This window comes from Solirubrum puertoriconensis (assembly GCF_001483135.1).
GTDB lineage: Bacteria > Bacteroidota > Bacteroidia > Cytophagales > Hymenobacteraceae > Solirubrum > Solirubrum puertoriconensis.
This window is the reverse complement of sequence record NZ_LNAL01000008.1, coordinates 178,244-201,085: the sequence shown is the minus strand read 5'-3', so window position 1 is coordinate 201,085 and position 22,842 is coordinate 178,244. Positions and strand designations below refer to the sequence as shown.

Genomic DNA, 22,842 nt, shown 5'->3' with positions numbered 1-22,842 from the left:
CCTAGGAAAGTTGGTTATCGAAAGCAAACAAAAGTGTGGGCAAAAAGGCTCAGAAACAGTATGCTGTACGGCTAGATGTTGGCACCGGGGTTGTTCGAGTCGGCGCTGCGCGACAAGCGCGGCTGCACGGTCATTTTATCCAGGTTTAGCTCCAAGTCGTCGTCTTCTTCGTGGTACTGATCGTCGTAGTGCTGAATGAGGGCACGGTCGATGGTTTCTTCCTTGCCGTGCTCAAAGGTTACCAGCAGCGCCGGCAGCAAAATCAGGTTCGAGAAATTAGTAATCAGCAATGAGGCCGACATCAGCAGCCCGAGGGCTTTGGTGCCGCCAAACTCCGAGAAAGCGAAGATGCTGAAGCCCACAAAGAGCACGATGCTGGTGTAAATCATGCTGGTACCGGCTTCGGAAAGCGTGGTGCTGATAGCAGCCCGCACGCGGCGGCCGTTGGTAGCCATTTCTTGCCGGAATTTGGCCAGCAGGTGAATGGAGTTGTCGCCGTCGATACCTAGGGCAATGCAGAAAATCAGGGCCGTGGCGGGCTTCAGGGCAATGCCGAAGTAGCCCATGAGGCCGGCCGTGAGCAGCAGCGTAACGAAGTTGGGCAGCAAGGTGAAGAACACCGAGCGAATGGAGCGGAACAGCACCAGCACGATGAGGCCTACCAAACCAAAAGCGTGAATAAGGCTGTTGCGCAGCGTGCCGATGATGTACTCGTTGCCTTTGGTAAACAGGATGGTGGTGCCGGTCATCTTCACCTCCATGCCCGTACCGTTGAATATTTCCTTGATTTTGGGCTCAATTTTATTGAGCAGCAGCGTATCGAGGTTGCGCGAGCCGATGTCGGCAATCTTGAGCGAGATGCGCGCTTTCTGGCCCGTCGAGTCGGTGAAGGAGCGCAGCAGCTTGCTGTCCATACCCGAGCCTTCTTTGCCCTGCGAACGGGCTAGGTAGCTCAGAATAAAGTTGCGCTCGGAGTTATCGGGCAGGCGGTAGTAAGCCGGGTCGCCGTTATAAAAAGCCTGCGTGGAGGCTTTCAAGAAGGTAACGATGCTGATGGGCGAGGTTAGCACCGGCTGCGTGCGCAGGTAGTTTTCGAGGCGGTCGATGCGCTCAAGGTTTTTCAGCTTCAGAATGCCACGCTTCTTGCCGGTATCTATCACGATTTCGAGCGGCATAATGCCGTTGAAATGCTGCTCGAAGAACTTCAGATCGGCATTGACGGACGAGTTCTTGGGCAGATCATCGACCATGTAGGCTACCGATTGCAGCCGGCTGGCCCCCAGGGCACCTAGGGCGCACAGCACGATTGCTGTGCCATACACAAAGCCGCGGCGCTCCAGCACCAAGTAATCGAAAAACTCGAGCAGCTTGGTAAGCGGCTTGGCATCGAGGTGCTCGAGCTGCTTGGGCGTGGGGGGCGGCAGGTAGGTAAATACGATCGGGATGAGGATGATCGAGATGAAAAACGCCGCGAAAATGCTAATGGTAGCTACCCAACCAAATTGGTACAGAATGGCAATGTTGGTGAAGCAAAACACGAAAAAGCCCGTGGCCGTGGCCGTGTTGTTCATTAGCGTTACCAAACCAATTTTGCGTACCACGCGCACCATGGCCAGCACCTGGTTGCCCGAAATGCGGTAGTCGTAATGGTAGCGCGAGAGCAGGTACGTGCAGTTAGGAATACCAATAACAATGAGGATACTCGGTATCAGGCCCGTCAGCAGCGTAATCTTGTAGCCGAGCAGTACAATGGTGCCCACGCACCAGATTACCGCCACACCCACAATGAGCAGCGGAAACACCACCGCCGACCACGTGCGGAAAAACACCAGCAGTGTAACGCTGGTAACCAGCGCCGCCAGCATGAGGAAGAACTTCATTTCGCTGGCCACTTTGCTCGTCATCGTCGAGCGCACGTAGGGCAGGCCGGCGTAGTGCAGCTTAATGCCGGTTTTCTGGGTGAACCGCTCGGCATGGCCCAGGATGTCCTGCATCACGGCCTGCCGCCTAGAGGAGTTCAGGTACTTGGGGTCCACGGTAAGGGCCAGCAGCGTGGCCCCAGTAGCGGGGCTGATGAGCTGCCCTTTGTAGAACTCCTGCCGGTTCACGATCTGCATCAGCGAGTCGAGCTCCTTCTGCGTTTGCGGAAACGTGCGGAAGATGGGCGTAGCGGCAAAGCGCTGCCCGGCGGTATCCTTGGTGAGCTGTATCAGCTTGGTTACCGAAAGTACCCCGCTTACGCCCTGCACCTTGCCCAGGGTATCGGTAAGAATGCGTAGCTCGTTGAAGTTGCCCAGTTTGTACACCGAGCTGTCCTGCATGCCCAGCACCAGCACGTTGCCGTCTTCGCCGAAAGTTTTTTTAAACTCTTGGAAGTACACCATGTCCGGGTCGTCGGGCGACACCACCTGGGCAAAGTCGTAGGTCATTTCCACGTCCTTGGCTTTCCAGGCCATGAATACGGTGATAACAGCCAGCAGCCCAACCAGCAGGCGGCGGTTCTTGATAATCAGCAGGGCAAGCTTACTCCACATCGGCTACGTCAGGAAAATTGGGGCAAAGGTACGCAATGCCTGTGGGGCTATTTTTCCGGGGCCGATTGCACCTAGCGCCGAAAAAGCATCAATAGTGCAAGTATTTGTAACTCACAATGTTGTAAAGCGCGTATAAGTGCTTAGTTTTCTGCCAGCCTACGCAACCCACCCTTGCTCGGCGGCTTGTATGCACGCAATGACATGGTATTTTACTCCGAATGCAGCACCCCGCCGCGGTGCCGTGTCCGATACGCTACCGCTTACCGCTTCCGCTAGCTACCGCCACTTGTCTTTTGGCGGGGGGTACCACGGTGCCCTCGAGCACATGCTGGCGCAGCACGTAGGCAAGCTGTTGCTTAACCTGCGGCGTAGTGCCCCGGCGTCCCTCTCCTACGAGCAGTGGCTTACCGAGGTGCACCTAGGGCCGCAGCCCAACCGTGCTGCGCAGCCCATGTTTATGGCTTCGCTACCCAGCGAGGGGCAGTACCAGTACAGCATTGGCAGCTACCCAACCGGCAGCACGTTCCGGCCCGGGCAAGCACGCTTTAGCTACGTTGCTTCGCACCGCTTGGCGTAGTAGTATTCTGGCTAGCCACCGTTCAAAACACAAAGAGGCCCCGGACACTCGTCCGGGGCCTCTTTGCTTTGCTAGCACCTAGGGCTTACAGCTGCTCAAAAATGCGGCGGAAGCTTACGGCCTGGCCAATGTACTGGCGCAGCTCTGCAATGGGCATGCGGGTTTGCTCGCGCGAGTCGCGGTGGCGCACGGTTACGGTTTCATCTTCCAAGGTCTGGTGGTCGACGGCGATGCAGAACGGCGTGCCGATGAGGTCTTGGCGGGTGTAGCGCTTGCCGATGGCGTCGCGCTCTTCCATAATGATGCGGAAGTCGTGGCGCAGCTCGTCGAAAATCTGCTGGGCTTTTTCAGGCAAACCATCCTTGCGCACCAGCGGGAATATGGCCGCCTTGATGGGCGCCACCGCTGGGTGCAGCTTCAGGTAAGTGCGCTGCTTGGTTTGTTGGGCTTCGCCTTCGCCCTCGGTCAGGGTTTCCTCGGTGTAGGCGTTGCAAAGCGTGGCCAGGAACAGGCGGTCGGCCCCTACGGAGGTTTCTACCACGTAGGGCACGTAATTGCCGTAGGGCTTGCCGGTTTCGGGGTTCACGTCGGCGTCGAAGTACTGCTGCTTTTTCTTCGACAGCTCCTGGTGCTGGGTCAGGTCGAAGTCGGTGCGCGAGTGAATGCCCTCGATTTCTTTGAACCCGAAGGGGAACTCAAACTCGATGTCGACGGCGGCGTTGGCGTAGTGGGCCAGCTTCTCGTGGTCGTGGAAGCGCAGCTTGGCGCTGGGCAGACCTAGGGCCTCGTGCCAGCGGCGGCGGGTTTCCTTCCACTGCTGGTACCACTCCATCTCGGTGCCAGGGCGCACGAAGAATTGCATCTCCATCTGCTCGAACTCCCGCATCCGGAAGATGAACTGGCGGGCTACAATCTCGTTGCGGAAGGCTTTACCAATTTGCGCAATGCCGAAGGGCACCTTCATGCGGGCCGACTTCTGCACGTTCAGGAAGTTCACGAAAATACCCTGGGCCGTTTCGGGGCGCAGGTAAATCTGGGCGGCGTCGCTTTCCACGGCCGAGCCCTGCGTCGAGAACATCAGGTTGAACTGGCGCACGTCCGTCCAGTTGCCGGTGCCCGATACGGGACAGGTAATCTTCTCGTCGATGATGAGCTGCTTTACGCCGGCTAGGTCGTTGTCGGTGAGCAGGCGGCCTAGGTGCTGCAGCAACTCTTGCGCGCGCTCCACCTCGCCATTGTTTTCGTACTGAGCTGCTTTCTCCTCCACCAGCACGTCGGCGCGGTAGCGCTTCTTGCTGTCGAGGTTGTCGATGAGCGGGTCGTTGAAGCCGGCAACGTGACCCGAGGCGTGCCACGTGAGCGGGTGCATGAAGATGGCCGCGTCAATGCCCACCACGTTGGGGTTGAGCTGCGTCATGGCTTCCCACCACAGGCGCTTTAAGTTGTTTTTGAGCTCTACGCCGTTGGGGCCGTAGTCGTACACGGCGGCCAGGCCGTCGTAGATTTCCGACGACGGGAACACGAAGCCGTATTCCTTGGCGTGGGCTACAATGTCTTTCAGCTGGGTATTTTCGAGGGTTGGTTTCTGCGTCGGGTTGCTCATAGGGGCAAAAGTACGGCTTCCGATAAAAGGCTGTCGACTAAACTTTTTGTAGAAGCAATGGTACAAGGCCTGTTCTTTACACCGAGGTGCGGGCGCATCGAGTAACAATTTCATAATCTTGTGCCCTTTTCGGTGGCCCGTACTTTTGGGCGGCCAAACTTTTTGCTCACTAACCCTCACCAATATGCTTGGCTTAGAGCCCCAAGTGCTCCTGCTGCTGCTGGTGTGTCTGATAGCCGCTTGCGCGTTCGAATTCGTCAACGGCTTTCACGACACTGCTAACGCAGTAGCAACAGTAATTTACACGAATACGCTACGGCCCTGGATAGCCGTAGTATGGTCGGCTTTCTGGAATTTCATCGGCGTATTTGGCGGCGGCATCACCGTGGCCATGGGCATTGTATACCTGCTGCCCGTCGAAAGTTTGGTCGATCAGAACATTTACCACGGCATAGCCATGGTAGGCGCGCTGATACTAGCCGCCATTATCTGGAACGTGGGTACCTGGTACTACGGCATTCCGGCCTCGTCGTCGCATGCACTTATCGGCTCCATCTTGGGGGTGGGCATTGCCTTTTCGTTGCTGCCCGACTCGAACGGCGCGGCTGTTAACTGGAGCAAGGCCACCGAAACGGGCATTGCCCTGCTGATTGGCCCGCTGTTTGGCTTTACGCTTACCATTTTGGTGATGTTCATCCTGAAGCGGTTTGTAAAGTCGAAGGCCATCTTCAAGGAGCCACACAAGCGGAAGCCACCACCCCTCTGGATTCGCCTGATCCTGATTGCCACTTGCACGCTGGTAAGCTTCTTCCACGGCTCCAACGACGGCCAGAAGGGTGTGGGCCTGATTATGCTGATCCTGATCGGCATCGTGCCCATCAAGTTTGCACTGGACGAATCGAAGAACCCGCTCGACATGCGCGACTCGCTTGTGCGCGTAGAGCAGGTAATGCGCAAGATCAACCCCGCTGAACTAGCTCCCGACGAGCAGAAAGCCCTGGCCGACATCAACCAGCAAACGGGTAACCTCGACCGCATTTTCGCCGGCAAAACCGACGTGAAGCAGCTGCCCGAATCTGACCGTTTCCAGATCCGCAAGGCCATTCTGCTGACGTACAACCGGGCCAAAAAGCTGATGGATAGCGACCGGGTAAGCCTCAGCCCCGCCGACCGCAAAGCCTACGAAGAAGGCATTAAAGACATGCGCAGTTTCACCGACTACGCCCCGAAATGGGTAGTGCTGATCGTGTCACTGTCCCTAGGTATCGGCACCATGATTGGCTGGAAGCGCATTGTGGTAACCATTGGCGAGCGTATCGGCAAAGAGCACCTCACTTACGCGCAAGGTGCCTCCTCGGAGCTTATTGCCGCCACCATGATTGGCCTGAGCACGGCTTCGGGCCTGCCCTCTTCAACCACGCACGTGCTGTCGTCGGCCATTGCTGGCTCGATGGTAGCCAACCGCGGTATCCGCAACCTCAACCCCGGCATGGTGCGCAACATTGCGCTGGCCTGGGTGCTTACGCTGCCCGTAACAATGGCCCTCTCGGGCGTGCTGTTCCTGCTATTCCGCACACTGCTGTAAGCTCAGCCGCATTCTTCGAAAGACACAAAAAAGCCGCTCCAGAAATGGAGCGGCTTTTTGTTTGGCGGTTGCTCGGCGCCGTAACGAATCTATACGGGCTTTGCTAAAAAACGATTGGTTTTGAGGCGTTGCTCTTTTGTTTTCAAACACTTATCAACTTATCAACACTCAAAAACGTCGTTTTTGTGGATAACTAGGCGCCTATGCAGGCCACTGCACCTCTAAGTCGTCGTTGATGAAAACGCCGAAGTTCACGAACTGCAGCTCGTTCTCATCAAAGTAAAGGTCAATCATCTCCTTCTCGTAGGAGAGGCGCACTTCGCCCGTATCCACCTTTTCAACTTCGCCGGCGCCGTGGCCGTGGCGGCGCATCAGTTCCTGCACTTGCTCGAGCGACTTGCTATGAATTGGCTCGCCGTAGAGGCGCATGCCGGGGTGGTCGGTTTCGATGCAAGAGAGGCGGTAATCGTCTTCGCGGTCGAAGTACAGCGAGTAGCCTTCTTCGAGGTAATTCCAAGCTTGGTGCTCGAACTCGTCGTCGTCTTCCGACTCTTCGATTTCTTCGGGCTCACCCATCAGGGCGCGTACTTCGTCCATGCTGGCACCAAACTTCAGCGGGCCCATGCCTTGGCCCAACACGATTTCGTTTTCCTCGGTGCTGCGGGGTTGGGTCGTATTCATATCGGGGAGGGAGGTTTGTAGGGTTGGTAGTCGGGTAAAGGTAGGCGTTGGTTGCAGTTGTCAGCTTCGAGTTGGTGGTTATTGGTTGTGAGCGGTGAGCTTGTGTGACTGGCTGCTTCATCACGAATTACTACCGGCAACGGACAATCCGCAACTCATTTGCCGTAGCGCGCTTCGAACTCGGCTTTTTGACGTAGGTACTCGGGGTGCTGCTTGGCTTCGTCCCACTTGGCTTTGAAGATGGCAGCAGCCTCCGCTTTTACGGGGTCTTCGGCAGTGCGGGGCAATTCGGCGCGGCCGTGGGCTCCGCTTTGGCCTTTTTTATCGTCGGGCACGGGGCCATCGTACTTTTTGCCGCCGCGGTGGTTGGCGTAGCGGCGGGCGCGGGTAAAGCCCATCTGCAAGAACTTTCGGGCCATATCGGCACCTACAAAGTCTGATTTTTCCAAATACGCCAGAAACAGCCCGTAAATCACTTCCGACGATTCGCGTGCTACCGCGGGCGTACGAAAGCGCCAGAAGGGCAGGATCTCGCTCTTATACGGCTCTACGAGCAAAACTCCTTGCTCACCCTTGCCTACCCGGTAGAGTTCGGGCTGTGCTCGGAAATCGACGTGGTGAAAATCGAGAGTGTAATCGAATGGCATAGTGCGGCGCGGCAGCAATGAGTGGCTGTATACGCAAAACCGCCGCGCAAATGATTTGCCCGCTGAGAGGCGGGCACGTTAGGCTTCTGCTTTTCGCCCAGTACCTATCCGTTCGCCTGCTAACCCGCTTTTCGCGCCGGCATTATCCGAGCGGGCTTCGGTTCGGCCTTTTCAGCCCGCGGCTTCGTTCCAACGCTTTTCAATTCGGCCCCAACTTATCCACCTGCCTAATAACTTTTCACTAAATAAAATTTTAAGAATCTTTTTTGTCTTCAGTTGTTAGGGCGGTGCATAAGTGGATAAAAATGGGCCTTATGCACAGTGCTGGATAACATGTGCACAAGAACGCATTTATACACTGCCTTTCCACAGGGTATGTGAAAAGTAGTAGTTTATTGATCAGCTACTTAACAGGCTTTTCGACAATCCACAGAATTGTTCACAGCCGTGTGAATTCACATGGGTGTGCATAGTGGATAGTGCCAAAACCGTGGGGAAGTTGTCCACGGCTATTCACACCGGTTTGGCAGTGGTACGAGGCGCTAAACACCAAAAAAACTTTTCCGAAAGTTCTCCACCGCTGTCCACTGGTTATACAGTCGTTTTCCACGGCTTATCCCCGGAGGTGTGCCCAAGGCCCCGAAACGGGCCTAAGTAGTCCACAATGCCCTGTGGATTCGTGGATAACTGAATATCAGGGCAAAACAATGCTGCTGAAAATCAGAGCGTAGTTACTTCCCCGAATATAGATTGACTATTGCAGCTCCGTGAGGCACAAAAAAGCCCCGGCACCTAGGGCACCGGGGCTAGCACACAGCGTGAGTAGCTTACTTGAAGCTGAGGCGAATGTCTTCGACCTCCCAATTGGCACGCACCGTTAGCGGTTGCTGGTAAAGCCACACGGGCTCGGCGGGGCGGCGCAAGCCCGGGTCGGCGCCTTGCCAGCGGCCGTCGTTGTTAGCATCGACGAGTACGCGCAGGCGGTAGTTGCCAGGCGCTAGGTTGTCAAAGCGAAAGGTGCGCGGATTTTGCAGCGACGCTATCAACTGGTATTTGTCGTCGAGCAACTGTAGCTCGAAACGCTTGGCTGCGGTTTGTACGGTACCCGACAGGCTGCCGGTGGTGGCTTGCTCGGTGACGCGCAGCCGCACGGGCCGCAGCCCCAACGACAAACCAGTAACACCGGTAATGGCGGTGCTATCGGGCACAATGCTGATGACGCGGCGGGCCCGCGTGTTCAAATTGATGATAAGCTGGGTGCGGTCGGGGCTGAGTTGCCCGTCGGCGGGGGCACGCAACGGGCGCCGCGTAGTGGAGTCTTCGATTAACGTAGCGAAGGGCTTGTTGGTAGCCAAGCGCAGCGGCTCGTTGAACTGCAGGCGTAGCTGACCGGTAGCGGGAGTTTCGCGTTGGTTGTTGGGTAACTGGTACTGTGGCCCCTTGCGCACCGGCGCTGTTTGTCCCTCGAAGCGCACATTCACAGTATCAACACCCACATTGCCGGCACTATCCGTAGCCGAAACGAGGTAACGGCCCGTTGGCAGCGCAGCCGCGCGGTGAAGAACAGCGATACGTCCCTTCTCGGCCAACGAAACAAGTTGGTTTAGCTCGGGGGTAGGCTGCCGACCTAGGGCTGCCAAGGTTAGCTGGCGCAGGCCTTCGTTGTAGCTGATGCGGAACTGGGCGCCCCCCGGTTGCTGCGCCTGGATAAGCGGCCGGCGCGCATCGGGCCGTACTGTAAACAACCGCAACGAATCGGCGCGGGGCTGCACCTGCACGGGCTGGGGCAGGTAGGCAATGCGCTCGGGCTCCTCGTAGCGGGTGTTCTGGTTTCTGTCGACCAAGGCGTAGAGGCGGTAGCTGTCGGCGCGCAGGTTGCTTAGCTTAAATGCCCCGTTTTTGTCGGTGCGCCCTAGGTAGTACGGCCGGGCGCGGCGGATATCAGCCGTGTCGCGGGCCGGGTACAAAGCAATAACAGCATCGGCCTCGGGCTGGCCCGTGAGCAACTGCACCACCGTGCCGCTTACCGAGCCTGAGTCGAGGGCCGCGCCGGTGCTAAACGCCAGCACTACGTTGGCGGCCTTGTTGCTCTCGGTGATATCAACCACGGCCTCCCCGAAGTTGAACACGTAGGTGGTGTTGGGGTCGAGCGGTTTATCGAAGCGCAACTCAATGGCATTGCGCTCCTCCCGAATTTTGTACTCGTTGCCCTCGGCCAGGCTAGGCGTGATGATGAGGTTTTTCGTCAGGTCCTTCAGCTGCACCGGCTCCGAAAATTCCAGCCGAATACTTTGCTGCGACACGTTGGTAGACCCGTTTTTGGGCGAACTGCTCACAAACTTGGGCGCTACGGTATCGCGGGCGCCGCCCTCGGGCTGGCTTATGGCTGCGCAACCCGCTACCGAAAGCCCAACTGGCAGCAACAACAGCAAATGGGGGCGTACGAACATGAAGGATCGGGGAATGAAAGGCACACATGCGGGCTACCTAGCCGCGTGGCCTGCCGTTGCCGAAGCTAACGCGCAGCCCCTAGGCTAAGTACTTCCGGCCAGCAGCGCTTGTACGCACAGGCGCCGCCACACGGGCGAAAATACAAAGCGAATACGGCGCGCTTAAAATGCGCCCGGGCTTGCACCGCCTTACGCCCTAGGTCACTGTAACCGAGCAGCTGTTCAGGAGCACGTATGGCCGGGTGCAATCATGTGCTTAGCAATTGCTCTCCCCTGCTCCAAAATGCTGGGTATTGCTAGGTGTTTTTGCCCGCTACAAAGATCAGGCTTGAGTATTGCCCGCCTTTTTGCTTGGCCTGGGTATTGGATTTGTACCCCGATTTCACGGCGGCTACTAGGCCACCGTCGCGCTCGGCGCGGTACTTCTCGCTCAGCATGCTCACGTAGTAGGCATCGAGCGGCAAGGGCAGGGTTTGGCGCAGCTGCAGCTGGTGCTTGCCGAAAAGCAGGTCGATGGTTTTGTCGGTGAAATGGTACAAGTGGCGGGGCACATCGTAGGCGGCCCACTGCTCGCGGTAGTACTGCGCATCGGGGCTGGCGGCGTTGGGCACGGCCACAATCAGTACGCCTTCGGGCTTGAGCAGGCGCGTCAGCTCGGCGAGCGTAGCGTTGAGCTCGTGTACGTGTTCGAGCACGTGCCAGAGCGTAATGACATCGAACGAGGCCGACTCAAACTGCCCTAGGTCGCCGGCGCTGATGGGCTGGCCGGTGTGCTGCTCGGCTAGCTGCCGGGCGGTAGCATTGGGCTCGACGCCGGCAATTTGCCAACCGGCTTTTTGGCAAGCCGCCAGGAAATAGCCCGTGCCGCAACCGTAATCGAGCACGCGGCCCGGCTTAGGTACAAAGCGGTTGATGAGGGCAACTTTGCGGCGCAGCGTAAACGAGCGCGCAACCCGGTAGAGCTGGTTGATGAGCCCTTGGCGGGTGTCGGAATGCGAAACGTAGGCGGTGCTTTCGTAGTAGCGGCCGATGCTGGCCGCGTCGGGGCGCGGGTTGGTGAGCAGCAACGTGCAGTTGGTGCATTGCACAATGGCAAACTGCTCGTGGCTGACGGAGTAATCCTCCACCGTCATCTTCGGCCGAAAATTCCTTTGCCCGCACACCGGACACTGTTCCACGTGTTCTAAAGACACCCTTGCTCGCGAAATGTTAAATGCGAAATGCCGAATGCGGCCGGTTGGTTACCTGCCGCATTCAGCATTCGACGCGCAAAAATCATGATTATTTGCCCAGGTACACCATCAGCACCGAAATATCGGCCGGCGAAATACCGCTGATGCGCGAGGCCTGCCCAATGGTTTCGGGCTGAATACGCAGCAGCTTTTCGCGCGCTTCGTGCGACAGGGCGGGCATTTGCTTGTAGTCGAGGCGGCCCACAATGCGCACATCTTCCAGCTCGCCCATGCGCTTGGCCTGCTGGTTTTCCTTCTCGATGTACGTTTCGTACTTCACGTGGATGCTCGCCTGCTCCAGCGCCTCAGCTCCGTAGGTGCCTAGGTACTGGCTGAGCTCGGGCAAAGCGCGCTGCAAATCGGTAAGTTCGATTTGCGGGCGGCGCAGCAGGTTTACGGCGCGGGTTTTCTCGCTGATCGGGGCCGAACCCAGCTCCACCAGCAGCCCGTTGATTTCGCCCGGCTCCACGGCTTTCTTGTTGAGGTACTCCAGCACGTCGGCGGTTTGCTGGCGCTTTTGCTCCACGCGCTGCAGGCGCTCATCCGAAGCCAAGCCCAGTTTGTGGGCCAAGGGCGTGAGGCGCAGGTCGGCGTTGTCCTGGCGCAGCAAAATGCGGTGCTCGGCGCGCGAGGTAAACATGCGGTAGGGCTCGTCGGTGCCTTTGTTCACCAAGTCGTCGATGAGCACACCGATGTAGGCCTCGGAGCGGCGCAGCACAAACGGCTCCTGCTCGCGCACGCGCAAATGGGCGTTGATACCGGCCATCAGGCCTTGGCAAGCGGCTTCCTCGTAGCCCGTGGTGCCGTTAATCTGGCCCGCGAAGTAGAGGTTGCGCACCGGCTTGGTTTCAAGCGTGAGGTGCAGCTGCGTAGGCGGGAAGAAATCGTACTCGATGGCGTAGCCCGGCCGGAACATCTTCGCGTTTTCGAAGCCGGCAATCTGGCGCAGCGCGTTGTATTGCACGTCTTCGGGCAACGACGAGCTAAAGCCGTTTACGTACACCTCTACCGTGCTCCAGCCTTCGGGCTCCACGAAAATCTGGTGGCGGTCCTTGTCGGCGAAGCGGTTGATTTTGTCCTCCACCGACGGGCAGTAGCGCGGACCTAGGCCCTTAATGCGGCCCTGGAACATGGGCGACTTCTCGAAGCCGGTGCGCAGAATGTCGTGCACCTTCTCGTTGGTGTAGGTGATGTAGCAGGGGCGCTGCTTGGCGAGGCGCGGCGTATCGAGGTACGAGAACTTGCTTGGCTCTTCGTCGCCGGGCTGCTCCTCCATGCGCGCGTAGTCGAGCGTGCGGCCATCCACGCGGGGCGGCGTGCCCGTCTTCATGCGGCCGGTTTCAAATCCTAGGTCGCGCAGCTGCTCCGTAATACCGGTGCTTTTGCTTTCGGCGGCGCGGCCGCCGCCAAAGTTCTTCTCGCCGATGTGGATGAGGCCGTTCAGGAAAGTGCCGTTGGTGAGCACCACCGTTTTCGAGCGGAACTCAATGCCGAGCTGCGTGCGCACACCTACGCACACGTCGCCTTCTACCAGCAGGCCGGTTACGGCTTCCTGCCAGAAATCAACGTTTGCAATGCCTTCCAGCGTGAGGCGCCACTCTTCGGCAAAACGCATCCGGTCGCTTTGCGCGCGGGGGCTCCACATGGCGGGGCCCTTCGAGCGGTTCAGCATCCGGAACTGAATCATGGTTTTGTCGGTGATGATGCCGCTCTGGCCACCTAGGGCATCCACCTCGCGCACGATCTGGCCTTTGGCCACCCCGCCCATGGCCGGGTTGCACGACATCTGCGCGATGGTGTTCATGTTCATCGTGATGAGCAGCACCTTCGAGCCTAGGTTGGCCGCGGCCGCCGCTGCTTCGCAACCGGCGTGGCCGGCGCCTACCACAATTACATCGTATTCCTGAGTCAGCATAGCTGGAGGGTTGTTTCGGAGGGTATGAACAGCGTTAGCCCGCGTTTTGTGCCAAAACACAAAACCGCTTCCACGCTCGGCAGAAACGGTTTTCGTATATCAAGTGACTTGTGGTCTAACCCGCTCAGAACGTGCGCAAAGATACGCACTCTGCCGCTTTTTTAGGTGATTAGCTGATAACGAGCTCAATATGGCTGTCTTCGGTGACAGCTGGCATTACCTACCTAGGGAACAGAAGCGCCTTATTCCGCCTCCGCTTCTTCCCCGAACTTGGGCGGCCAATCCTTCAGCAATTCAGCCGATTGAGCTGCTACTGTATCCCATGAAAAAGGCAGCCAATAGCCGCTGGCACAATCGTATACCTCTGTAGCGGCCGGGCACGGGTACAGCTTGTAGTCGAACTTGGGGTAGTTGTGCACCACGTAGCCGGGGTAGTAATAAGCTTTTTCCTCCTGCAAGGCATAGATGATCTTGAGCAGCATCAGGTACTTGCCCAGGCTGTGCTTGCGGTACGTGGGGTCGTAGAAGTTCATGATGCCCGCCAAGCTTTGCTCGCCGCTGTCGAAAATGCCGGCGGCAATCAGCCGCTCCCCGTCGCGCAGCTCGATTACTTGCGTGGTGAATACGTTGTGCTGCGCGCCAGCCAGCAAAAAAGCCTCCACTGTTTCGGGCGCATCGAAGGTGACGGTGCTGCGGTAGCGGGCATACAGCTCCTCGTACTCGGCGGTAAGTCGGAACGGGCGCACCACGGCCGTAAACCGCTTGTTCTGGCGCAGCAGGCGCCGCTGCTCCGTGCCAAACGATACGCGCCCTAGGTCGAGGCGCAGCCAGTGCACCGTGTACAGGCCTTCGTCGATGGGCAGGAACCGGCAGGTAAACAGGTCCTGATGCATTCGGTAGTAGCCCTGGCTTAAGTAAAAATCGAGCACCTCGCCCTGAATGATGGGCAGCGAAGATGGAGAGACGGACATAGCTGAAAAAGCCGGACCCAGGCCTGCCTAAGTGCCGAACAACTACAAGAGTAAGAGCAAGACCGGATAGTTCCTAACCCTAGGTGGTTGAGGTTGCCTAAGCGCCGCCGACATAAGGCCCACACGAAAAACGCCCGCGGCTAAGCGGGCGTTTTTCGTAATAGCAGCAGCTAAAATGAGCTAGAAGGTGCGCAGCGACAAGCAGTCGTCTTCTTTCTTGCGCATGGCCGTCTGGCTCAGCAGATCTTTGTCTTTGTAGCCCAGCAGGTGCAGCACGCCATGAATCATCACGCGGTGCAGTTCGTCGCGGAAGCTCACGTTGTGCGATTGGGCGTTTTCGCGCACCCGCTCCACCGAAATGAATACGTCGCCCTCGATGATGTCGGCGTCATCGGCGTTGTCAAAGGTAATAACGTCGGTGTACGTGTCGTGGTCGAGGTACTCCACGTTTACGCGGTGCAAGTACTCATCGGAGCAGAAAATGTAGGTGAGCTGCACAATTTTGTGCTCGTGCACGGCCGCTACGCGCTCAATCCAATCGGTAAGGGCGGTGGCGTCGGCCAGCTCAAAGTCTACATCCTCTACCACAAACTCGATACCCGGCGCATCGTGCAACGGGTCGTAGGCCTCGTCGTCGTGGGAAGGCGGTAGCTGGGTATCGTCTTGCATGGCGGTGTCGAGAGGGTAAGATGACACGGTTAGGCAGTAGCGTGGCCGTTGCCCGAGCTCGGCGGCAAGAAGAACGTAAGTTCTACTTTGCGGCCGTCCTTGGTGAACTCCACTTCGTCGGCCAAGTGGCGAATCAGGAAGATGCCGCGGCCGCCGGGGTTTTCGAGGTTCTCGGGGGCAGTAGGGTCGAGCAGGTTGTTGTAATCGAAGCCCGGTCCTTGGTCTTCAATTTCAAACTTCACCTGGCCTTCGTCCACGGAAAGGCACAGCAACACATTTTTGTCCTTGTCGAACTTGTTGCCGTGGCGAATGGCGTTGTTCACGGCCTCCGTTACGGCCACCATGATGTTGCCGTAAATGTCGTCCTCAATGTGAAACGTTTCCTTCGAGTTGTCGATGAAACTTTCCACCACGCGGATGTTCTCGACGAGGGAAGGAATCTGGATTTTAACCTGCTTCATGGTGTGGAGAAAGGGGGCAACGGGCGTAAAAATAGGCAGCGCTATTTCATTTTCTGAAAATACTCGCTCACCTCCCGCTGATAATATGGAGTGAGGGCCGGCGGTACCGTACGTAGCAACTCCGTCTGACGGTTACGTTCCCGACGATATTTCTCGAAAGCGGGCGGAAAACCGGGCGGCACCGTCCGTGCCGTTTCGGCTTCGCGCTTGTTGTCGAGGTCCCGCTCCCGGGCCGATTTCTCAGCCTCCAGAAGGCGGCTCAGGATCTGACGCTGGCGCATAACGGTTTGCTCCGTCAACCGTTTGTTTACGAGGTCTTCCTCGGTTTGTTCCATCATCTTCTTCAAATCCCCTAGGCCGCCCTGGCCGTCGTTGCCTTTTTGCTGGCCGTTTTTGCCATCCTTAGCTTGCTGCTGCATTTTTTCGAGCTGCTGCAGGGCCTCGCGTAGCATCTGCTGCTGAGCGGCCATCTTGGCCAATTCTTCCGAAAGTTGGCGGCCGCTTTTGCCGCTTTGCTGCAACTGCTGAATTTGTTGGTTGAGCTGTTGCTGCAACTTACCCATTTGGCCGGCGCCGGGGTTCTGCTGGCCGCTTTTCTTCTTTTTGCCGCGGCTGCCGCTTCCCGACTGGTTTTGCTGGGCCTGGCGCTGCTGTTCCTGCATTTGCTTCAGAGCATCGTTCAGCATCAGCGCCAGGTTGTTCATCGAGGTCATGGCCAGCTGCTGCGAGCTGGTGGCGCGCCCTAGGTTGCGCTGGCGCAGCTGCTCCATGGCTTGGTCCATCTGGCCGTTCATCTCAGCCACTTCGCGCGTTACAAAGCTCTGGATCTGGAACACGCGCTTGGCCAAAGCATTCAGCGAGTCCTGCACCACCACGGCATCGTCGCGGAGCTTGCGCTGGTTTTGGCTGAGCTGCACAAACCGCGGGTCCGACTGATCGACCTGCCGGAACTGCTTCATCAAATTTTCCTGGTCGAAGGAAAGCTTCAGCAGGTTTTCGAGGATGTCGCGCAGGTGGTCGATGTTCTCTTGCTGCTCATCCGACTCCTCTTCCTCCATCTGCTGGCGCATCTTCTGCGCCATTTCCTTCATGTTTTGGGCGGCCTGTTGCTGGCTTTGGCTGGCTTTCTGGTTTTGGTTTTTCTGCAGCTGCTCCTGGCTATCCTGCATTTGCTGCTCGGTTTCCTGTTGCTGCTGCTGCATGGGGTCAAGGTTGTTCTGGTTGTCGAGCTGCTGATCCATCTTCTGGAGTTCCTGCAGTTCTTTCTTCACTTCCTCGAACGCCTTTTGCGCTTCTTGCTGCTGCTGCTTTAGCTGCTCGTTTTCCTGCTTGCGCTGGTCGTTGGGCTTGTCGGCAGCTTTTTGGGTTTGCTCGGCCAGCTTCTGCTCCTGCTCGGCCAGCTTCTCGAGCTGCTCGGTGGTGCTTTCCATCTTTTGCTCGAGTTGCAATTGCTTGAACAGGTCCATGGCGCGCTCCAGCTCTTTTTGCAGCGTTTCCTCCTTGTTCTCGAGCTTTTCGAGCAGCTTCTGGATTTCGCCTTCGGGCGCCTTCTGTTGCTGCAGCAGCTTTTGCAGCTCCTCGTACAGCTTCTTGGTCTGCTCGTCCATCATCGAGTCCATCAGCTTCTGCAGCTCCTGGGCCTTTTCGGCGAGCTGCTGGCTGCGCGGATCCATCTGCTCCTGCTTTTGCTGCAGCTGCTCAAACATCTGCTTCATCTCCGAAAGCTGCTGATCCATCTGCTGCTTTTGCTGCAGCAGCTGTTGCATCTCCTTGCGGTCGGAATAGCTCAGTTCGCGCTTGGTTTTCAGCTTTTGCTCGGCTTTGGCCAGCTCACGTTGCAGCTTTTTGCTCTGCTCCTGGGCGCTGGTCATCTTGTTTTGCATCGACGAAGATGCGGCGTTAAGCTGTTCGCGCATCTCCGTTCGCGAGGGCAGGCGGTAGGTAATCGGGCGCGTGCGGGCGCTTTTGGGGCCATGCAGCCCATCGTTGTCCCATACCTCCACGGCGTACTCCAGCTGGTCGCCGGCCTTCAGGCGTAGCGGGGTTAGATCCCATTGGTGGGTGTAGGTTTGGGCAGGGCCGTTGTTGGCCAAGGCAATAGGTGCCGTGCGCCACTGGCCGGGGCGTTGGGCCGTGCCCACGCGGTAATGCAGCGCTAGGCGCGTCAGGCCGTAGTCGTCGCGCAGGGTGCCGGCCAGGGCGAGGTAGCGGCGCGTGGCAGTGTCAGCAAAGGCCTCTACCGTGATGCTAGGTGCTTGGTCGGGCACTACCGTAAGCTGGTACTCAATGGGGTCACGCTGGGGGCTGATGGCGTTGCGCAACTGCACGCGGTAAGGCTGGCTGCGCAAGGCTTGGCGCGTAACGGTGAAGCGGTCATCGTAGGCTGCTTGGGCCGTTACGGTTTCGTTCGGATCCAGGAACTCGAGCTTTACCTGCTCGGTAGCGGTGGTATTGAACTGCCAGGTAAGGCGGGTGCCTTCGGGTACGGTCAGATTGCCGTCGTTGGGCAGAGTTTCGGCGGCGCGGCGCAGGTAGCTGGGGTACTCGGCACGCACGGCAAACTCGCGCAGCGTGGGGCGCTCCAGCACCCGCAGCTGGTAATCGTCGGAGGTGAAGCCCGCGGCAGCCAGCTGAAACTCAGTGCTGCGCTGCGGCTGCTGAAACGTGAAGGCAAACCGGCCCGGACCTACCTTGGTAAGGCGTCGTTCGCGGCCGTCGTACAGCACGCTCACTTCGTTGGGCATCACGTCGCCCTCTACGGTTACTTCTAGCTTGAAGTCTTCGTTTTTGAAGGTTTGTAGCTGCTTATTACCAACTACAAAGCGAAACGGCATGGGCCGCGAGTACGCCCGGTTGTAGTGGAAAATGCGTTCGGTGCCTTGCACAAACAGGCTCGGCCACACCAGCAGCAAGCTGGCGGCTACCAAGGCCGGCACGGCGGCGTACTTCCACAAGGGGCGGGTTTCTTCCTTAATGCGGATGCGGCCGGCAAAGTCGATGCCTTGCAGTTGACCGGCGCGCTGCTCGAGGCTGGCGGCAATCAGGGCGTTGTCGCGGGCTTGGCCTTGCAGTTGCAGGGCGTTCAGCAGGCGGTCTTGCACCTCCGGGAACAACTGACCTACCCGCTGGGCGGCTTGCTCGTCGGAAAGCAGGCGGCGCAGGTTGGTAAGGGCGGCCAGCGGCTGCCAAATCCAGTGCACAAAAGCCCACACCGTCAGCCCCAAAAACCCGAACAGCAGGCCGCCCCGCACCCACGTGGGCAGGTATAGGAAGTACTCGAGCAGGTTGAAGACAACAAACAGCGTGAGCAGCAGCCCACCGGCTACCAGCACCCCGCGCACCAGCAGGCTGAGGTAAAACTTGCGTTTGAAGCCTTCTAAGTGTTGGCGTACGGCCTGCCAACTGGCAGGAGCGGCCGCAGAAGAAACGTATTGCGTTGCCGGCATGGCAGAACCTTTCGACACAGGTGAACGGCAGAGTACAGGAAGATACGACGAAACCGCTCAGTAGGCTGAGCGGTACCGCGCCGTTGAGCTTTTAACCACTGCCAGCTCGAAAAAATTGCCCAGTTGTAGCCCAGACTTTGGCTACGCCAACTCTACGTACGCCGGGCAGTGGTCGGAGTGCACGGCATCGGGTAACAGACCCGCCGCCGCCAACCTAGGTTGCAGTGCGTTGTCGGCCAGCAGGTAATCGAGGCGCCAGCCCACGTTGCGCGAGCGGCTGCCCGCCCGGTAGCTCCACCACGAGTACTGGTGCGGCGTTTCGGGGTGATGGTGCCGGAACGAATCGGTGTAGCCATCGGCCAAAAACGCCGCAAACCAGGCGCGCTCCTCGGGCGTGTAGCCGGGGCTGTTCTGGTTGGCCTTGGGGTTGTGCAGGTCGATGGGCGTGGGGCAGCAGTTGAAGTCGCCGCAAATAACCAGCGGCGGCACCGTGTGGCGCAGTGCTTTGATGTAGGTAGAAAACCACGCCAGCCACTCGAGCTTGAACTGCTGCCGCTCGGGGCCGCTGGTGCCCGAGGGCATGTACACGTTCAGCACCGATACATCCGCAAAGTCGAGGCGCAGCACGCGGCCCTCGTGGTCGTACAGCTCGTGGCCGCAGCCCATGGTTACCGACCTAGGTACCTGCTTGCTGAAGATGGCTACGCCGCTGTAGCCCGGTTTCTGGGCGGGGTACAGGTAAGCGTGATAACCTAGGGCCTCGAAGCCGGCTACGTCCAATGCCTCGCGGCCGGCCTTTATTTCCTGCAGGCAGAGCACATCGGGATTGGCTTCTTTCACCCAATCAAGCAACCCTTTGCTCAGGGCCGAGCGCAGGCCGTTGACGTTGTAAGAGATGATTTTCAAAGACTAAACAATAAAATGAACGTCATGCTGAGCTTGTCAAAGCATCTCTACCGCTTCGTTGCAGCGCTACCAGTAGAGATGCTTCGACAAGCTCAGCATGACGGCCTAGAATTGGATGTTCAAGGAAGCAGAGACCTTGTCTGATGCGTCAAGCGTCTTTCCATTCGCCGCTCACAGGAAAAGCGGAATGGTCACTCGTCTTCCTGCTGCGCGAAGTACTCCAGGATGTGCCACCTCAGCATGCGCTCCTGTTCTTTCAGGTTGGCGAAGGGCACCGGCTTTGCCAAGCGGTAGTGCGGCCAGCCGTCTTCGTCGATGCGCTCCAGCTCGTAGTAGCCCGATAGGCTGAACAGCTTGCAGGTAGCAATGTGCATCAGGTCCTGCTTTTGCTCTTTCGAGAACGGGCCTGCCCCCTGCCCTAGCTCCTGCACGCCAATGAGCAGCAGCAGGGCATTTAGGTCGGGCTTTTTGCCGAAGCGCTGGCGCAGCTCGGTCATCAGCTCCCACCAACGGTGCTCAAACTGCGCTTCGGTTTCCTGGGGATTCAGCATACCTAGGCGCTGTGTTCGGCGTGGGGCGCAGCCGGCGTAGCGGTTTCTTCCTTTAGGGCTTCCCAGTACTCCACGGCGCGGCGGAAGTGCGGAATCACGATGCTGCCGCCGATGAGGTTGGCAATGGCAAACACCTCGTAAATCTCCGAGTCGTTGATGCCCTCCTCGTAGCACTTGCCTAGGTGGTACTTGATGCAGTCGTCGCAGCGGAGCACCATGGAGCAGGCCAGGCCCAGCATTTCCTTGGTCCGCACATCGAGGGCGCCGGCTTGGTAGGTATTGGTATCGAGGTTGAAGAAGCGCTTGATGACTTTGTTATCCGCCGCCATGATCTTTTCGTTCATGCGCTGGCGGTAGTCGTTGAATTCAGTAACGAGGCTCATGGGCTTCGGCAAGGGTATGGCTAAGTGAAAGCACGAAAGTAACCACAACCGCCTGCTTGCGCCCTAGGTTTCAACAGTCGGTTCCTAGGCACGTATGCTGGATCAGTTACCCATTGCCGTTGCTTATGGTGCGCACTGCCCTATCCGATTTCGTTTCGCTGATTTTTCCGCGCACCTGCCTAGCCTGTGAGCAAGCCCTGAGCCGCGGCGAACAGCACATATGTACCCCGTGCCGTACCGCGCTGCCCTACACCGACTAACATCTACTCTCACCTGCCGATAACCCACTGGCGCCGCGCTTTTGGGGCCGCGTGCCCGTCGGGCACGTGCTCAGCTATTTGCGCTTTCTGCGCCGGGGCCGCGTGCAGCACTTGTTGCACCAACTTAAGTACCGCGGTCAGTCGGATATAGGCACCGTACTCGGCAGGATGTATGGGCAGGAGCTAGCAACTCATGGTAGCCTAGGTACGGTAGATCTGATCGTGCCCGTGCCGCTGCACCGCCGCAAGCTGGCCAAGCGCGGTTACAACCAAGCTGATGCATTTGCCGAAGGCTTGGCCGCCAGCCTGCAGGTGCCGTGGTCGGCGCATGTGCTGCGGCGAACCAGCTACACTACTACCCAAACCAAGAAAACCCGAGCCGAGCGTTGGGAAAACGTAGCCAACGTATTTGAGGTGGCCGAACCCGCCGCAGTTACGGGCAAGCACGTGCTGGTGGTCGACGACGTGCTTACCACCGGCGCCACTTTGGAGGCTTGCGCGCAAAAGCTGCTGCAAGCCGGGGCCGCGCGGGTGAGCATTGCTACCATTGCTTGCGCCTAGGTAGATAAAAAGCAAAACGGCCCGGACTGCAAGAGTCCGGGCCGTTTGTAAGTAGGGTACCCTAGGTGGCTTACTTGTTCGAGCCAGGGTTGATCATGGCGCAGCGGAAGCCAATAGAGGCCGTAGCCGAATCTTCGGCCATGAAGCGACGCGTACCGGGCGAGAGCCAGTAAGCTACGTCCTTCCACGAGCCGCCTTTGTACACGCGTACGTGGTCGTCGATCAGCGACTGGTAGCCTTTCTTGTCGTACTTCTCCGATTCGTCGAGGACACCGTTACGACGGAAGGGGTTCAGGTCTTCCATGTCTTCGAACGACAGCGGGCGGTATACGTCCTGCACCCACTCGTTTACGTTGCCAGCCATGTTGTACAGGCCGTAGTCGTTGGGCGGGTAGTTGTAGATGTACTCCGTGATCATAGCACCGTCGTTGAGCGAACCGGCAATACCGGCGTAGTCACCGCGGCCACGCTTGAAGTTAGCCAGGAACTGGCCCATCTTCTTGCCGTAGGGGTTACGCATCTGGCGACCATCCCACGGGTATACGCGCTTGTTCTCTTGGTTTTCGTTGCCGGTTTCCTGGGTGCCAATCATTGCCTGAGCAGCGTATTCCCATTCAGCCTCGGTGGGCAGGCGGTAGTTCGGGAGCGTGTTACCGTTCTCGATCGAGATTTTCACCTTGCCTTCTTCGTCGGTGCCTTCGGCACCATCGGCAGCAGCATCGCCGCCTTTGTTTTTCTTGCCGAACAGGCCACCTTTTTTCTTCGGAGCCTCTCCACCACCTTCGTCAGCAATGCCAGCAAGGTTTTCGTTTACCTTAGCCGTACGCCAAGTGCAGTAGTCGTTGGCTTGCAGCCAGCTTACACCCACTACTGGGAAGTAGCGGAAGCCGGGGTAACGCAGGTAGTAATCAACGTAGGGGTCGTTAAACGACAGGTCGCGGGCCCACACCGTGGTGTCCGGCAGCGCCTTCTGGTAAACTTCCTCCGACGAGTCTTTGCGAACGTAGTGCAGGTACTCGAGCCAGTGAATGTTGGCTACTTCGGCTTCGTCCATGTAGAACGAGGCCACAGTCACAGTGCGCTCGAGGTTGTCGTGGGTCATGGCCACGTCCTCCTCGCCCGAACCTAGAACTGTACGGCCGCCTTCGATAAACACAAGGCCCGGGCCTTCCGGGATACCTTGATAGTCAGCTACCTTCATGCCCTCCTCGGTGTTGTACTCGATGCCCGTGGTGGACGAGTACTTACCGGGCTTCTGAGCCGAAGGCGGACCGCTTTTGCAAGCCGACAGGGCGCACGCGCCAACGACAGCTAAACGCAGGTACTTGGAAAAATTCATACTTGTTTACGTGGAACTCCTTGAGCGAAAAAGGCTTGAGATAGGCAAACTGAATGCAATACTACGAGTTT

At 58.1% G+C, this 22,842-nt stretch carries 19 protein-coding genes; 4 read left to right on the top strand and 15 right to left on the bottom strand.

Translation table 11 applies throughout. The features are described 5' to 3' along the window. Positions 1-71 precede the first annotated feature (71 nt). A complete protein-coding gene (locus ASU33_RS15005; protein WP_059071669.1) occupies positions 72-2,534 on the bottom strand; it encodes an efflux RND transporter permease subunit in 2,463 nt (820 codons plus the stop codon). Between the two features lie 241 nt (positions 2,535-2,775). On the opposite strand from ASU33_RS15005, the gene ASU33_RS15000 reads away from it, so the two are divergent. Next, complete coding sequence (locus ASU33_RS15000) at positions 2,776-3,111, top strand: hypothetical protein (RefSeq protein WP_059071668.1); 336 nt, start codon at positions 2,776-2,778, stop codon at positions 3,109-3,111. Positions 3,112-3,196: 85 nt separating this feature from the next. Here the strand turns inward: ASU33_RS15000 and ASU33_RS14995 are convergent, their stop codons facing one another. Continuing rightward, positions 3,197-4,714 (bottom strand): glycine--tRNA ligase, encoded by a 1,518-nt coding sequence (locus ASU33_RS14995; RefSeq protein WP_059071667.1) that lies wholly within the window; start codon positions 4,712-4,714, stop codon positions 3,197-3,199. A 184-nt stretch (positions 4,715-4,898) separates the two neighbouring features. On the opposite strand from ASU33_RS14995, the gene ASU33_RS14990 reads away from it, so the two are divergent. After that, on the top strand, positions 4,899-6,299 hold the full coding sequence (locus ASU33_RS14990) for an inorganic phosphate transporter (protein WP_059071666.1): 1,401 nt from the start codon (positions 4,899-4,901) through the stop codon (positions 6,297-6,299). Positions 6,300-6,500: 201 nt separating this feature from the next. On the opposite strand, the gene ASU33_RS14985 is transcribed toward ASU33_RS14990, so the two are convergent. The 12 genes from ASU33_RS14985 to ASU33_RS14930 all read right to left on the bottom strand — a co-directional run bounded on the left by ASU33_RS14985 (position 6,501) and on the right by ASU33_RS14930 (position 20,611). Continuing rightward, on the bottom strand, positions 6,501-6,980 hold the full coding sequence (locus tag ASU33_RS14985) for a hypothetical protein (protein ID WP_059071665.1): 480 nt from the start codon (positions 6,978-6,980) through the stop codon (positions 6,501-6,503). Between the two features lie 155 nt (positions 6,981-7,135). After that, positions 7,136-7,627 carry a DUF4385 domain-containing protein gene (locus ASU33_RS14980; protein WP_059071664.1) on the bottom strand — a complete coding sequence of 164 codons (492 nt, stop codon included), beginning with the start codon at positions 7,625-7,627 and terminating at the stop codon, positions 7,136-7,138. 827 nt (positions 7,628-8,454) lie between these two features. Further along, positions 8,455-10,077, bottom strand: coding sequence for an Ig-like domain-containing domain (locus tag ASU33_RS14975; protein WP_059071663.1), 1,623 nt, complete (start codon positions 10,075-10,077; stop codon positions 8,455-8,457). Positions 10,078-10,373: 296 nt separating this feature from the next. Further along, entirely contained in the window at positions 10,374-11,255 is an 882-nt protein-coding gene (locus tag ASU33_RS14970) for a class I SAM-dependent methyltransferase (RefSeq protein ID WP_286130583.1), read from the bottom strand. A gap of 103 nt (positions 11,256-11,358) precedes the next feature. Continuing rightward, positions 11,359-13,221, bottom strand: coding sequence for a tRNA uridine-5-carboxymethylaminomethyl(34) synthesis enzyme MnmG (gene mnmG / locus ASU33_RS14965; protein ID WP_059072735.1), 1,863 nt, complete (start codon positions 13,219-13,221; stop codon positions 11,359-11,361). A gap of 245 nt (positions 13,222-13,466) precedes the next feature. Further along, positions 13,467-14,195, bottom strand: a complete 729-nt coding sequence (locus ASU33_RS14960; RefSeq protein WP_286130582.1) for a GNAT family N-acetyltransferase — start codon at positions 14,193-14,195, stop codon at positions 13,467-13,469. A gap of 180 nt (positions 14,196-14,375) precedes the next feature. Beyond that, on the bottom strand, positions 14,376-14,891 hold the full coding sequence (ybeY, locus tag ASU33_RS14955; RefSeq protein WP_286130581.1) for an rRNA maturation RNase YbeY: 516 nt from the start codon (positions 14,889-14,891) through the stop codon (positions 14,376-14,378). 2 nt (positions 14,892-14,893) lie between these two features. After that, positions 14,894-15,325 (bottom strand): ATP-binding protein, encoded by a 432-nt coding sequence (locus tag ASU33_RS14950; protein ID WP_059071661.1) that lies wholly within the window; start codon positions 15,323-15,325, stop codon positions 14,894-14,896. Positions 15,326-15,366: 41 nt separating this feature from the next. Then, complete coding sequence (locus tag ASU33_RS14945; RefSeq protein WP_286130580.1) at positions 15,367-18,789, bottom strand: DUF4175 family protein; 3,423 nt, start codon at positions 18,787-18,789, stop codon at positions 15,367-15,369. A 123-nt stretch (positions 18,790-18,912) separates the two neighbouring features. Beyond that, positions 18,913-19,677, bottom strand: coding sequence for an exodeoxyribonuclease III (locus ASU33_RS14940; RefSeq protein WP_059071660.1), 765 nt, complete (start codon positions 19,675-19,677; stop codon positions 18,913-18,915). A gap of 191 nt (positions 19,678-19,868) precedes the next feature. Continuing rightward, positions 19,869-20,228 (bottom strand): hypothetical protein, encoded by a 360-nt coding sequence (locus ASU33_RS14935; protein WP_059071659.1) that lies wholly within the window; start codon positions 20,226-20,228, stop codon positions 19,869-19,871. A gap of 2 nt (positions 20,229-20,230) precedes the next feature. After that, positions 20,231-20,611, bottom strand: a complete 381-nt coding sequence (locus ASU33_RS14930) for a carboxymuconolactone decarboxylase family protein (RefSeq protein ID WP_059071658.1) — start codon at positions 20,609-20,611, stop codon at positions 20,231-20,233. 125 nt (positions 20,612-20,736) lie between these two features. On the opposite strand from ASU33_RS14930, the gene ASU33_RS21940 reads away from it, so the two are divergent. Together ASU33_RS21940 and ASU33_RS14925 are read left to right on the top strand one after the other, a co-directional pair. Beyond that, positions 20,737-20,871, top strand: coding sequence for a double zinc ribbon domain-containing protein (locus ASU33_RS21940; RefSeq protein WP_350308182.1), 135 nt, complete (start codon positions 20,737-20,739; stop codon positions 20,869-20,871). A gap of 51 nt (positions 20,872-20,922) precedes the next feature. Further along, positions 20,923-21,432 carry a ComF family protein gene (locus ASU33_RS14925; protein ID WP_286130579.1) on the top strand — a complete coding sequence of 170 codons (510 nt, stop codon included), beginning with the start codon at positions 20,923-20,925 and terminating at the stop codon, positions 21,430-21,432. A 70-nt stretch (positions 21,433-21,502) separates the two neighbouring features. Here the strand turns inward: ASU33_RS14925 and ASU33_RS14920 are convergent, their stop codons facing one another. Next, on the bottom strand, positions 21,503-22,771 hold the full coding sequence (locus ASU33_RS14920; RefSeq protein WP_059071657.1) for an SUMF1/EgtB/PvdO family nonheme iron enzyme: 1,269 nt from the start codon (positions 22,769-22,771) through the stop codon (positions 21,503-21,505). Between the last annotated feature and the right edge of the window lie 71 nt (positions 22,772-22,842).

What these genes read in the sequence shown, in the direction of transcription:
- ASU33_RS15005 (WP_059071669.1), bottom strand. Translation starts at nt 2,534, where the DNA reads ATGTGGAGTAAGCTTGCCCTGCTGATTATCAAGAACCGCCGCCTGCTG.
- ASU33_RS14995 (WP_059071667.1), bottom strand. Translation starts at nt 4,714, where the DNA reads ATGAGCAACCCGACGCAGAAACCAACCCTCGAAAATACCCAGCTGAAA.
- ASU33_RS14990 (WP_059071666.1), top strand. Translation starts at nt 4,899, where the DNA reads ATGCTTGGCTTAGAGCCCCAAGTGCTCCTGCTGCTGCTGGTGTGTCTG.
- ASU33_RS14985 (WP_059071665.1), bottom strand. Translation starts at nt 6,980, where the DNA reads ATGAATACGACCCAACCCCGCAGCACCGAGGAAAACGAAATCGTGTTG.
- ASU33_RS14980 (WP_059071664.1), bottom strand. Translation starts at nt 7,627, where the DNA reads ATGCCATTCGATTACACTCTCGATTTTCACCACGTCGATTTCCGAGCA.
- ASU33_RS14975 (WP_059071663.1), bottom strand. Translation starts at nt 10,077, where the DNA reads ATGTTCGTACGCCCCCATTTGCTGTTGTTGCTGCCAGTTGGGCTTTCG.
- ASU33_RS14960 (WP_286130582.1), bottom strand. Translation starts at nt 14,195, where the DNA reads ATGTCCGTCTCTCCATCTTCGCTGCCCATCATTCAGGGCGAGGTGCTC.
- ASU33_RS14950 (WP_059071661.1), bottom strand. Translation starts at nt 15,325, where the DNA reads ATGAAGCAGGTTAAAATCCAGATTCCTTCCCTCGTCGAGAACATCCGC.
- ASU33_RS14935 (WP_059071659.1), bottom strand. Translation starts at nt 20,228, where the DNA reads ATGCTGAATCCCCAGGAAACCGAAGCGCAGTTTGAGCACCGTTGGTGG.
- ASU33_RS14930 (WP_059071658.1), bottom strand. Translation starts at nt 20,611, where the DNA reads ATGAGCCTCGTTACTGAATTCAACGACTACCGCCAGCGCATGAACGAA.
- ASU33_RS21940 (WP_350308182.1), top strand. Translation starts at nt 20,737, where the DNA reads ATGGTGCGCACTGCCCTATCCGATTTCGTTTCGCTGATTTTTCCGCGC.
- ASU33_RS14920 (WP_059071657.1), bottom strand. Translation starts at nt 22,771, where the DNA reads ATGAATTTTTCCAAGTACCTGCGTTTAGCTGTCGTTGGCGCGTGCGCC.